Below are 13,802 nucleotides of genomic sequence, written 5' to 3'. Positions count from 1 at the left end.
TTTTCTGATTAATTGGCTATTGGTAAAGATTTAACTCCCCAGTTTTCATTTGGCTGCGGTCCCATCTCAAGAATCAGAGAGCCACCTTTTAACAGTTCCGAAGCATCGAACCAGAAGTTGTTTAAAGCCTTACCATTCAAGGTTGCTTTTTGGATATAAATATTTCTTTTTGAGGTATTTTTAGCTTCAATGGTAAATGTTTTTCCTCTGCCGAACTGTCTTCCCAGATCAATCTCTGTTTTTTCAAAAACCGGACTTCCTATTTCATAAATCGGATTTACACGGGTACCGCCGTCAATCTGAAAAAGGCCTATTGCGTTCATTACAAACCATGCACTCATTTGTCCCTGATCTTCATCTCCGAGGTAAGCATTTGATACCTCATGTCCGTAATATCTGTCCATAATAGCTCTGCTCCATTTCTGGGTCAGCCATGGTTTTTTCACCCAGTTGAATAAAAAGGCAAAATGCATAGACTGCTGATTACCCTGAACTACCGGATAGTCCCAATATTTATCACCAGGTCCGTTGAATCTCAATTTATAGCTTTCTTCAAATCCCCAGTTTAGTCTTTCGGAAAACTTCTTTTCTCCGATCATACTAGCAAGCCCTGTAATATCCTGCGGAACAAAATAAGTCAGTTGCCAGGCGTTTCCTTCAACGTAATGCTCATTAGCCCCGGATTTATAGGGATCAAAATTTTTGAACCAATTCCCTTTCGAATCTTTCATTCTGGCATATCCTGTTTCAGTATCAATGACATTTTTCCACCATTTCCCTCTTTCCGAAAACCGGATATATTCCTTCGTTTTACCCAATGCTTTAGCAAACTGCGAAACAGTCCAGTCATCAAAACTATATTCAAGGGTATTGGAGAAACGACCTTCGTCATAAGGTACATACTGATGTTTCAGATAAGTTACTAAATCCCGGTTTCCGGCAAAACCACCTCCTACCGAAGCGGGCGGAGTAGTTTGCATTTTGTTTACTGCTTCGAATGCTTTCTGGGCATCATATCCCCTTATTCCCATCTGATAAGCCCCGACTATCAGCGGAATTTCATGCTCTCCGACCATTACCGGAATATACTCCATTCCGGCGGGTCCTTTTGCCAGCCAACCGCTATGCTGATACATAGCCAATTGAGAATTCACCCATCTGTTCGACCATTCCGGTGTAACCAGATTCCAGAATTGATTCAAATTCCAGAAAGTATTCCAAAAGGCATCACAACCCAACGCTACATCATCCTTATCTGTGAATTTTTGCACTTTTTCATCTGCATCAATCCAACTTCCATCAACATCACTAAAGGTATTTCTGCTGGCAAGAGAACGGTACATATTGCTGTAAAATCTCTCTTTTCCCCGCTTATCATTACTGCTTACTTTCAATCTGCCTAAAAGATCATTCCAAACCTTTTGCTGGTTTTTTCTGACCCGGTCAAAATCCCATCCGAAAGGGTCGGAAATCTCAGTTTTCAGATTCAGTCCTGCATTCTCAATACTTACATAGGAAATTCCCGTTCTTACCTGTACCTTATGGTTTTCATGCGTGTCAAATTCAAGGTAAAAACCTGCTGTTTCAGCGCTATCTGCCTGAAGGTTGCTCTCTTCCCTGATCTGATCATTCAGCCAGCTGCCATAATTTTTTATTGGCTGATCAAACTCCATCACAAAATGAACCTTGTAGGCCTGATCCGCCTGATCCGACCAGACATTATCAGAAAACTGATCAATATAACCCTCAATTCTATAGTCACTGATTTTTTTAACATTAATCCCTTTAATCTTATAATCATATTCTGTCGGGATTTTAAAATCGACCATTATTCTGCCTTTTTCACTATTGTGATACGTGTAAGTCTGGAAAGAGGCTCTAGTGGTAGCAGTGAGTTCGGCAGTGATGTTGTAATCTGTAAGATTAACTTTATAGTATCCAAGAGGCGCTTCCTCTGTGCTTTTATCCATTCCCGAACGGTAGCCACTATCCGGATTGCTCTGATCTCCGATTTTAATATTCAGCGGGCCTGCCGTTGGAAAAGTTCCCAGACCTGTCATGGTCCATTCATGAATATGACTGAACGTTCCGATCGATTCAAAGGCAGGATCGTATCCGGCTTGCCAGCCGGTATTCTGATTATCAGGACTTAATTTGACCATCCCGAAAGGCATCCATGGGCCGGGAGCAATCATCCAGCGGGAATGTGCGACGCCAAGCATGGTATTAACATAATCTGCCGGGGTTTTTATGGCTTTCGGAGCTCTTTTTACCTCTCCTTTTCTCAGAAGCTGGTGATTGAGGTAAATTTCATATTGACTGCTTTTCTCTGCTGATACTTCCGGCATAGGTGCTTCCAGCACATATCTTCCCTGCTCGATCTTCTGAGAAAGAATAACAGAACCATCTAATTTCACCTGAATTGACGGACTTCCTTTAATATGCTGCAAATCAATCAATAATGGTTGAAAGTTTTTGCCGTTAAGCAGTGTTTCATAGTTTGCAGCAGTAATATTTTTAAGAAGAATTTCTTTGGGTAAATCTAACCGGGTTTCAGAAGGGCCTTCGAGTTTAACCTGATCGAATGCCAGCCAGCCTCCTTCAGGAACAGTTATTACAATTTCATTATTACCGGCACGGATTAAGTCGTTCGGCACATCAATGCTAATTAATTGTTCTTTGGCATTGCTAAAATCCCCCTCCGGATTTTTGGAACCATTACCTTTGTTAAGTTTAAATTTCCAGGCTTTCCCATTCATAATAACCTGTAATAGAGGAGCATTTACGGGATCTGTCTGCAAAATATCAAGTGTGAATTTCCAATTTCCTGAAGAGGGTTTTTGCTTTAATTCAAAATTAATATTGAGGAAATTAGCCCGGATTCCGGAGAGCGTTGCCGTTCCGCCCCAGTCATTCGCAGGCCCGGGAAGTACATATGGCCAATCTTTTTCGGCTTTAGAATGTCCGACTAAAAAATAATTATCTTCATACCCGAAATCAGATGCTAAAAATTGACGATACTGGTCAGGAGCCAATGCCATTTTATCAGGAGAGTTATCATTTTCTCCAATCTTCCAGATCGTTTTCTCCTGCCCGAAACTTCCAAAAGTCTGTGATAACATAGCCAGAATCAAACAAAAAATCAATTTTTTCATAATTAACAATCTTAAAGTATGAGTTATTTGTGTTTCGATTAATATAGAAATTAAAGTTGGTATGTATGAACATATTTATTTTCGCAAAAACACCTAATTGGTACAATCTTTATTTATCAGATATCGTCAAACCTTCGGAGATTTCTGAAGCGTTTCACTAAACGCAAATATGTTTTATGCTAATTGGCCAGATCAATAGAATAAGTAAATTTATCTGCTCTGTAGTAACCCAGATTATATTCTATCAACCTGTCGCCCGGGTCACAGACGATTCTTTTACGAAGTAAAATGGGCTCCCCTTTTTTCATTTGCAAAGTTTGTGCACGAGACTCATCTGCGATGACAGCACAGATTTCTTCTTTGGAAACAGCGACTACAGTATGATAATCTCTTTCAAGCATTTCATAAAGTGGCTGAGAGAAATTTTCCTCGCCTGTCAAGCCCACACGTGGGTGAAAATACGAAATAAAATAAACCACCGGGCCTGATTCCAATCCTCTTAATCTTTCCAGTTTCAGAATTCTGGTATGTTCTGCTATTCCGAAAATCGTTGCTATTTCCGCTGTCGCTTCAACCCATTTTATTCTGACAAAATAATTTTTTACAGCTAATCCCCCTTCAAGCATTTCAAGGGTAAAACTCGACCATTTATTTAATTTGGTTAGAATACTTTTCTGAGCAACTTTTGTTCCGACGCCCTTTTTTCTGACAAGAAGCTGCTCATGAACTAATTTATTAATCGCATGCCTGACTGTATTTCTTGATATACCCAATCTTTTGGCAATATCTACCTCATTTGGAAAGAGTTTACCATTCTGATATTCCGGATCACCAATCAGTTTTCTCAAAATCTCTTCTACCTGTACATGTAGCGGAAGAGCACTTTCATGGTTGATATTAAAAATTTCCATTCAAATTTAATATGTATGAACATATGAACATTACAAAGAAATGCAATACTTCTTGTTCTACAAAATGTTTATACTATTTTTTTAGAAAAAAGGAGTTTTTAAAGATTATTAACTCTTATCAATTGAAGCGGCATCATACAATTATACGCCAATAAAAAAGGTAAATGAAAAAGACGAGTCTTTCTCATTTACCTGATTTGTTTATTTTTGAAAATTCGGATTTCTTACAGAAATCGTCCTAAAGTGTCATTTCCCAACCTTTTTCATATTCCCGTTTCCATAATTTCATTGCTTCTGCATCATTGAGAATGTGTCCGTTTTTAGGATCACAATAAAGTGTTCTGCCTGAGCGATAAGAGATATTGCCGAGTTGAGGTAATAAAGTTGATTTCTGGCCTTCCGTTATCGGTGCAACCAATTTGCTTTTTCCACGGATAGACTCTACGAAGTTGGACAAAATAATACTGTCAAGTTTCTCTCCCATCCCCATTGTATTTGTACGGGAAGCCTCCTGAAGTTCTGTTTTAACCTCTTTAACTAATTTATTGTCTAAATCATACACTTTGTAATCATCTCCTCCCGGAACAAACATTGTACCTTTTTCTCCATAGAAAATCACCCCTCTTCCGTAGCCTTCGCTGTTGAATCCATTACTGCTCCGGCCTTCCCAAAGAGCCATTTTATTATCCGGAAACTCGAATGAGATTGTTTGTGTATCAGGTGTTTCCCAGTCGTCTTTATAAGCAAATCTTCCTCCGATTGAAGTAACTTTAACAGGAAAATCAACGCCTAAGCCCCAGCGTATTACATCCAATTCATGGGTTCCGTTGTTCAAAGCTTCACCTGTTCCCCAGTTCCAGAACCAATGCCAGTTATAAGGAACGAGATTATCCTGATAAGAGCGGCGGGGAGCAGGTCCTTGCCATAAGTCAAAGTTCAGATTTGCCGGGACACTTACTTTTTTCCCATAACCAATTGGTTTGCGGGCATTTGCATACCAGCCTTTGGCGTAATAAACTTTCCCGATTACACCTTCATGCAATTCTTTAATTGCTTCAATAATTCTTGGAAAAGCTCTCCGCTGGCTTCCCATCTGAATAAGTTTTCCATACTTATCCGCTGCTTTTACCAGCATTTCACCTTCTGCTGGGTTATGAGAACAAGGCTTTTCTACATATACATGCTTGCCGGCTTTAACTGCCAGCATGGTAGCAGGAGCATGCCAGTGATCGGGTGTTGCGACCATCATCGCATCCATATCTTTTAATTCCAGCATTTTCCGGACATCTGTAAAACCTTTTGGTTTCCTGCCTGTCAGTTTTTCAATTTCTGCTACAGTTTTATCTACTACATTGCTATCCACATCGCAGACGTATCCGATTTCAACGTTGGGCAGCTGGGCAAACATTCTGGAGACAAAAAATCCACGGCTGTTTGTTCCCATTGCCCCCAATACCACTTTTTCATTGGGCGAGCCATTAAATGCATAGATGTTCGGGAGGGTAAAAACTCCGGCACCTGCCAGAGCCGTTTTCCTGATAAATTCGCGACGATTTTCCATATTTAGTTAAACTGTTAGAAGAATGGGATTGCCCTTAAAGTTAATCATTCAAATGAATAAGTTCAACCTTACCTGTTCGGGTTACCGGCAAATTCTTCAGGAAATCAACAGTTTTCCGGCAGATAGCATAATGCACATGGCTGCTTTACATTATGCTATTCAATCGTGAACGAATCATTATATTTTTTCAACAGAGAAATAAGGCGTGTTTTCAATATTTTTACTTGTGGATTATCCTTATTATACAAATTATTCTGTTCAAACGGGTCCGCCTTGATATCATATAGAAAAGCATTTAATTGTTTCCCTTTTCTCTGATAAGCAAGTTTATAATTATCGGTACGTATTCCTCTGAATCCTGAACTCAATTTTGTATCGTTGTTATTAAGCGCTCCCATAAAAAATTGTTCTGTGGGCATAGCTCCTTTTCTGTTCAAAAAATAGTCTGCATAGCTCTTTCCGTCAACAGTTGCCGGGATTTCCTTTTTAAGTCCGGCCAGATCAAGTAATGTCGGGCAAACATCTACAAGACTGCCTAAAAACTTCTTATCAATATCCGGTGAAATATGTCCTTTCCAATAAACAATAAGAGGAATGCTCAGTGATGCTTCATAAATATTATTTTTAGACACTTCATCATGTTTACCTAAACAATTCCCGTGGTCAGCAGTAATCAATACAATTGTGTTATCAAGCATTTTTTTCTCTTTAAGTGCATCGATGATACGTCCGATCTGCTCATCTACTCCTGTGATATTTGCATAATAGTCCTTAATATTTTTGCGATATTCTTCGCCCATCGGAGTTCCTGCAGGCGGAATATCAGCATCTGACAGCAAAGAATCAAGTGGCATATTTTCATAAGCCTTCTGATACTTTTCGGGAGCAGTATTGTAAGGCGAGTGGGGGGGATTTATCGAAACCACTAATGAAAAAGGAGCATTCGGATTTCTGACATTTCCTTTATTATCAAAAAAGTCAATGGCTTTGTCGGCTTCATGTACAGGGCCCCATTGATCTACGAAATGAAATTCGTCCCGCAATGCTTTTGTATCCCAGTACATCGGACGGCTATGGTAATCATATGTATTATAGGCGTACCAATAGTCAAAACCATGACGTCTGTCGAAGGGAGTCCATTCGTTCCATGCTGTTCCACCCTCATTATTTTTGGTTTGGATATACGGCTGATGAGGTGAGTCAAGGTGCCATTTCCCGATGTAGCCGTTTGAGTAGCCTTGTTGTTTTAATATATCTGACCAGCAAACGATATCAGAGGGCAGTTCAACGCCATATGGAGCCGTATTCGAATTAGCATTACCATGCACTTTATTTTTAGCCGGATAGGTACCGGTTAGTAACATGGCCCTTGCAGGAGAGCAAACAGGATAGTTGGTTACCATTTGAGTAACAGCTAACCCTTTTGAAGCTAATGCATCGAGATTAGGCGTTTTCACCTTTTCTTTTCCAATAAATCCTAAAGCCTGTCCTCTCCATTGATCAGTTATGATAACGAGAATGTTGGGCTTCCTTTTTGTTTTTACCTGCGCCGATATTGTAAAGCAATTTAGTGTCAAACAAATCATGCAAAGGCATATCAATTTTACATTTGTGTATAGCTTCATTTTCGTTTCCTTTATTTGATAAATTTTACCATGTTCGTTTTGGCTTAATAAAAACTCTGTTCCCGTTTCTTTTAAACATTTTCTAAAGTGTGCAAAGTCACCGTGTCAAAAGGTTAGCTGAATCTCAGGCATCCTCTGTTAAAATTAACCGAGGGTGCCTGAGATTTATAAGCTCTGATAGCTTTTACAGGCTGATCATTTTCGTTACAGGTTTACCACAGTCTTTTCCTTTTAACATTGGAAAAGCAATCTGTTTATCGTTGATACTTACTATAATTTCATTAAGTTCCTGGTTCATTTCAGCATCAGTTACCGTAATCTCATAGGTATTATCGATTTTCTCCAATAATACAGCACATGGAGCTGATGCTTTTAACCTGAACTCAGGAGTTTCTAAATTACCCTTGCCTGTATAAAATACAGCACCGGTAACTTTCCTGTCATCCGACTGAATAGCCTGAATAGTTGTATCATTTTTTAATACATTAACAGGTAGTTTAGGAGCAGGATTTCCATTACCCATATAAACCGCATATCCATAAGTATCATTTACGGGGTGCTGTCCGTGGTCAATCCATAGCCGTAAGATATTCACCTGTTCCGGCAAATTCTCTTTTGTCTTATTTGTAAAGTTCATTTTTCCCCAATCCGTTGTTTTGGATTCACAGACAAACAGGGCTTGCCTGGAAAATTCCGGCAAAACGGTATAGGAAAATTTATTTTGTTGCTTAACCCAGACAGGATTGGTCTCTGAAATTAAGGATATAGGTTTGTTTAGGGTCACGGGCTTTTCTATGCCATTCTCAATAATGTAAACCTTTTCTCCGAGAGCCGTTTGGTCAATTGTTGTACGGATCGTTCCGGGCATTTCCGGTTTAAGATTGGTAATTCCGGCACCCAAAGCGATCAGGTAATCTCCAACTATAAAATATGATTTGTATGCCTTCACACCATACAGCACCGGATTTTTACCAATATTATCTCCTTTATCATTTACACCATTATTATCTGAAGCATTCATTTTTTCAAAAATAAATCCTGCTGCACTGTTTGCTCCACCGCTTGTTGCAGCGGCGGCAAAATTGTACTTACTTGTATACCCTCTCCAATTGGTAACAGGAGTCAGGTTTTCCATCCCTTCTCTCGCCGTTACTCCGGGGCTGGCTGTTACATCCCATCCGCCAAAAACGCTTCTGTACTCTCTCCCGTCTTTTTCAAATAATGTTAATCCATCTGCCGTATAAAAATTGTAGGCATCTGCAAAGTCAGAGGCACTTTCTAAACCATCACAGCGGCTGGAGGCCATGTTAACAATCAGGTGGTAATCATTACTTTTCTTAACCAGGTCATCATTATTATAAAACCATCGAGTGCCATTATAAACACCTTCCGGATAATCTGACATTCGGATATTTTTACTTTCTCCTTCCGTTTGCAATTGCTCCAGCTCCTTTAATTCACTTACTGAAAAGTCTTTTCTCCAATCCTTAAGGACGCTATTCAGGATTCCCATGAAAGGAATCGTTCTTGAACTGAGATTATAACTCATGGAATTTCTGTCAAGGCATGGCAAAATATAGCCTTTATAATAATACCAATTCCCACCATGGAAATAATTGAGGAATGCTTCTTTATTTTCCGGAGTCAATGATTTTTCCCATGGCGTTCCTTGCAAAGCAGTAAGTATCGAGAGAGCGCCCGAAGTCCCGTCGATAGGATAGCCCCAGATCAGGCATTGCTTTCCATGCCCCCAACCAGCACCGTCGGCAGTAAATCCTTCATTCCAAAAAGATTGATTATAGGTTGCCTGAGAAGTGGGACTGATTCCTTTCGAGCTAACTTCTGCAAGCAAATCAATCATTGGTACAGATTTGTACATACAGGCAACAGCAAGCAAAGGGCGATAGCCCAAAGCGTTACCACCGACCCACCATACATGATTGCGAAAACGCTCAATTTGCACCACATTATTATCGGTTGCATCATTTCGAAAGGGCTGAGTCCATGCCTGTAAGGCAATTACCTTCAACATATCGCATGCCTCAGCCAATAATTTATTATCAGTTTTTCCTTCTTCTACCTTATCCATTTCCTTTAATAAGCAGAAATAGATAGCTACAGCAGCGGTTGGCGCTGCGAAACAAGAGGCATGAAATCTTTTCCAATCATTAGGTCTATTAATCTCTTTATTTCCATAATATATAATAGCCTTTAAAAATTGCTTGGTTAACACTTGCTTACTGTCAGCCTGTCCATTCCGGTAAGCTTCCGCAATTTTCCATAATCGGTTATAGGCTTCAGCAATAATAGCAGGATCATTTTTTTGCTTTTCTGTAAAATCTATAAAAGCCCCATCGGCATTTATCTGTTCAAATAAAAAGTCGTTGTCTTCCTTTACCTTTAATGAATAAGAATGATATCCATTTTTAAGATACTTTTCCCTGAAATTAAGAATAGTCTCTTGCTTATTCTTTTCCTGAGGCTTAACAACCGGATCATAATACTTCCGGTAATTCGAAAAAGCGATTTTCTGTTCAGCAGATTGCCCGGACCCCTTCAAAAAGAAAAAGGTAAATAGTGCAACAAAAAGTGTACTTCTTTTGATTAACCTGATCATTTTATTAAAAAATAAATTTATTCAATATATAAAAGGTGCATGGCACCTATTTCTTAAAAGGTATAGCCCAAACACCGGAAGACGTTCCATTCTCAAAACTTCCCTTCCCATTTATGGTTGAGAAATACATACAACGAGGCGTTCCATTTTAAAAAATATAAATGGCCTTTCTAATTATCCTCTTTTTCAATAGTATTATCATCCCACCGGATGGTTTTGAGTAGGTTTTGGGTTCTTATCGATTTTCCAATTTATCCAATTAACAGAGTGCGCCAACACACCCTCACCCCATTCATCTGTATATTTTCCCTTATGATCCTTAAAAACAACATGGTATCCTCTTTTATCTTTCCATAAAAATGGATCCTCAAGTTCCCCCATCACTTTTGCATTAAAAACAGGGCTTTTATTATTTAATACCCGATAGGGGCCTTTAATAGTTTTAGTATATGCCATACCAAGCGACATGGGTCCATGTCTAATACCTTCGGGTTTATCGGCAACAGCATGCACAATTTCTGACGAAACCATCCAGCCCGGATGAAAAACAATGGTATCCGGATAACAAGACGAAAAAAGATGGTACTTGCCATCGTTTCCTTTTATTACCGTATTATCCCAAACCCAATATCTTTTGAGGAAAAAGCCACCATTTTAACAGCCTGACATTGATTCTGAAAAAATTCATTCTTAGTGGTTTCCTTTAATGTTAACAAATCCGTTAACTCTTCTTGTGCTGATGCAGATTGAGCTACAATTAACATGAGTCCTAAAAAATCAAAAATGCGTGTTTCATAAATCTATTTTCATTCATTAGCGCATTTCTTAAAAAACAATCAGAATAACTGACTATCATAGCCTTACTTCATTAAATCAATCTGATTAGAAAATCCGTGTCTGCACTCCATCGTTATTACAGTATTATTTCCAGCAACCCAAATAGATTTTACCATCAAGTTTTGCTTTAATTTCCACTTTCCTTTCAAAGTAATCGTCAATTCAACTGGCATACTGTAGTTATTAAACTTTTTATCTTTTTCTACAAAATTAAGATCAGGTTGCACCGCACTTATCGTAATAGTTGTTGCTTCATTCTTAATCATCACAAGTGAAGGCACAGAAACACTTTCTAAAATGGCGTCATCTAATTCTTTAGCTGTATCAAATATTACAAATCCTGTCGTGGATGTCTCATTATCTTTTACAATATGAGCCACATTATCTGCTCTTATGACTTGATATGATTTATCATTCTTAACTTTATTTTCAAAAGAATTGACGGCATCTCTTTGGAGTCCCGGATAAATAACATACTTATAGGAAGCTTCTTTGGGGGCCTTTTTATGTTCTATCCAGGCAGAAGCATAGTCACCTTTTGTCACAGTGTCATTCTTTGCTTTAGGATTCATTTTACCTGTATTAACAGAATAGGCGTTATTGTAAGATTTCTGAGATTGTCTTCTTATTTCAATTTTATCAGAAGATAAAATATAATATCCGTTTTGATAAGCATCAATCAACCATTTACCCGAATTGCCGGTCACCTCCATTGATGATTGGTAAGGGAACGTCGAAATGCTCTTATTTTCAGATGAAAAAACAGGCATTGAAGTATCTCCTAAAAAATTCTGAAACAAATTAGTTTGAACCGGATGTATAGTGTCAATACTTGAAATTCCGGTACCAATACATATTAATTTATCCCCAAAAGAAAACACAGATTTATTAGCCTTCAATTTTCCTGGGAATCCTATATTTTCTCTTGTCCCGTCTGCATTCGAACCTTTGGCTTCATTCAATTTCATGCCAAAAACTCCATTATTGCCCAAAGTCACGGCACCTGCAAACGTTTCATCTGACCGGAACATTATTAATTCGGTATTCGGCTCCAATTCTTTAAAGGGAAGATCAATAACGGTTGTTCCGGGATAGCGATTCCAATCCCAACCTTCTTGTTTAAAACCACTGGCTGCATCACCGCCTATATTATTTATCTGAATACTTCCATTTGAAGGGTATCTTCCATATCTATTAGCATCGACATATATTTCTGACGACCAAACATATTTACTGTAGCCTTTTATAATGGCAGCCCAATTATTCCTTCTATGAATTGCCGTTGCAGCATAAGGAAGCACGTGATAACCTGGCAATATATCTTCCCCAACGGCATATAAACTTTTAAATTCCTTACTATTTACTTTATCCTGATCTCCCCATAATCTTAAATAAGCAGAAGCTACTTCTTTATCTATTTTCGAAGTTCCATCAGGATTTCCTGAACGGGCCATCAGCAAAAATGATTTTTTTAATGATTTAATAGAATTATCTTCAAATGGATGGCGTCCAGCATTTCCAAAACCGAAATCCAGCAGCTGGCTATACAATCGCGTTGTTAATAATGATTTCTTAAAATTCTTATGCCCGGCCTCGTCAATTCTAAACTGAGTTCCGGAAAGTATAAAAATCAACTGAGGTACACTTGCAAAAGCCCCCATTCCATAAGCAGGATAATGTCCACCATGGTGCCATGATGTACCATCTATTTTGAACACGCCTAACTCATTATTCTGAGTTAAGGTTTTTGAAATATAATTAGAATATCCGTCTAATAAAGCCGCTTGCTTTTCAGCATTATCAGACATAAAAATCAATTTTAAATGATAGAAAGACTGAGTATTAAAATAATCAATATTAGCTTCAAATTCATTTTCCGGTCCCAGAACTTTGCCAAGATTAAAAACCCACTGCAAACTATTTCCGACCTCATTTAACAATCCTGCTTTTTTTAATGGAGCTCTCATCATATAAAATGCATCTACAAGCTCCCGTAAAGCATAACCGATATGGTGTCGTGTTCCACCCGACGTACCCTCTTGCCATCCCTGGTCTAAAAAGTAGCGGGTTGATGTAATAAACAGATCTTCTATTTCAATTCTATTCTCATCAGTACTTTGAAGATAATAATTTGCTATTTGCTTTAAGGATTTACCAAAATCACTTACACTATTATAACTTTTACGATTAACATCTTCTTTATCAAAATACACTTCATCAATTACAAAAGTTAAAGGTGGACCTAAAACTGTCTCGCTCTTCACTAACTTTAATCTGGCGTATTCTTCTTTTGCCTTTGATAGGTTATTATTCTTTCCTCCATCTTTAATAAAAGTATCATCCAAGCGCTTTTCAATAAGGGCCAGATCCTTTTTCTTAGTCTCAGAAACCGACTTCAACGATAGATCGTAAATTCGTTGCATGTTTCTAGTCAAAGGCATCCAATGATCTTCTCCATTTTGTCTATCCCGTTTAATAAAAGGAACCATTACATCGGGATAAGGATGACGGTCATCCATATATTGAGAAAACACAATATCATCAAAGAACAATTCCCCTTTACTTTTAGCAGTACTACTGCTTACCCGGAAGGTATCATAAGCTATCTCATCCTCCTTTTTGGGGGCATTGCCACTCATTTCGAAAAAAGGAACTCTAATCGTTCGCCAACCTGTAAAATCTAATTTAACCGGAAACCAAACCTCTTCTTTACCTGCTTTTTCAAAAGAAATTTTGATCGTATCTTCCTGTGCTTTTTCATTGTACAAAGAAATCACCAAAGTCGGGCTTGCTGGAAAGAAATCTCCGTAAGAAAGCGGGCTTTCTTTTTTAGTTAAAATTCTAAAATCAGAAGTTTCAAAAAAACCTCCTTTAGTCCATTCCCATTTCAGCGATGACTTTCCAAACTGATAATGTTTATTACTTATAGATAATTCGCTTGAATTATCCTTTTTGAAATGAATTATGGACGTCTCATTCTCAAACGATTCTCTGGCAGGATGGTTATTTTTTATTTGTGAAAAACTTAAAAATCCTGTTAACAGAAAGGGCATTACAAGGAACTTATTAACTATTTTCATTTCTTTTACTCATTTT

The 13,802-nt window shown here is 38.2% G+C and carries 7 protein-coding genes; all 7 read right to left on the bottom strand.

Annotated elements, in window-relative coordinates; all coding sequences use genetic code 11:
- Positions 1 to 8 precede the first annotated feature (8 nt).
- The 7 genes from BM179_RS13010 to BM179_RS12980 all read right to left on the bottom strand — a co-directional run bounded on the left by BM179_RS13010 (position 9) and on the right by BM179_RS12980 (position 13,786).
- Positions 9 to 3,155, bottom strand: coding sequence for a glycoside hydrolase family 92 protein (locus BM179_RS13010; RefSeq protein ID WP_177219394.1), 3,147 nt, complete (start codon positions 3,153 to 3,155; stop codon positions 9 to 11).
- A 179-nt stretch (positions 3,156 to 3,334) separates the two neighbouring features.
- On the bottom strand, positions 3,335 to 4,066 hold the full coding sequence (locus BM179_RS13005) for a GntR family transcriptional regulator (protein ID WP_092017475.1): 732 nt from the start codon (positions 4,064 to 4,066) through the stop codon (positions 3,335 to 3,337).
- Positions 4,067 to 4,304: 238 nt separating this feature from the next.
- Positions 4,305 to 5,627, bottom strand: a complete 1,323-nt coding sequence (locus tag BM179_RS13000) for a Gfo/Idh/MocA family protein (RefSeq protein ID WP_092017473.1) — start codon at positions 5,625 to 5,627, stop codon at positions 4,305 to 4,307.
- Between the two features lie 155 nt (positions 5,628 to 5,782).
- Positions 5,783 to 7,252: a sulfatase family protein gene (locus tag BM179_RS12995; RefSeq protein ID WP_092017471.1), complete on the bottom strand. Its 1,470-nt coding sequence runs from the start codon at positions 7,250 to 7,252 to the stop codon at positions 5,783 to 5,785.
- A gap of 184 nt (positions 7,253 to 7,436) precedes the next feature.
- Positions 7,437 to 9,869 carry a polysaccharide lyase family 8 super-sandwich domain-containing protein gene (locus BM179_RS12990; RefSeq protein ID WP_092017469.1) on the bottom strand — a complete coding sequence of 811 codons (2,433 nt, stop codon included), beginning with the start codon at positions 9,867 to 9,869 and terminating at the stop codon, positions 7,437 to 7,439.
- 198 nt (positions 9,870 to 10,067) lie between these two features.
- Positions 10,068 to 10,400 (bottom strand): glycoside hydrolase family protein, encoded by a 333-nt coding sequence (locus BM179_RS25595; protein WP_218159217.1) that lies wholly within the window; start codon positions 10,398 to 10,400, stop codon positions 10,068 to 10,070.
- A 329-nt stretch (positions 10,401 to 10,729) separates the two neighbouring features.
- Complete coding sequence (locus BM179_RS12980) at positions 10,730 to 13,786, bottom strand: chondroitinase family polysaccharide lyase (RefSeq protein ID WP_092017467.1); 3,057 nt, start codon at positions 13,784 to 13,786, stop codon at positions 10,730 to 10,732.
- Between the last annotated feature and the right edge of the window lie 16 nt (positions 13,787 to 13,802).

Origin of the sequence: Pseudarcicella hirudinis (assembly GCF_900115665.1) — a bacterium.
In the GTDB taxonomy this organism is placed as follows: domain Bacteria; phylum Bacteroidota; class Bacteroidia; order Cytophagales; family Spirosomataceae; genus Pseudarcicella; species Pseudarcicella hirudinis.
This window is presented reverse-complemented; position numbering and strand designations above follow the sequence as displayed.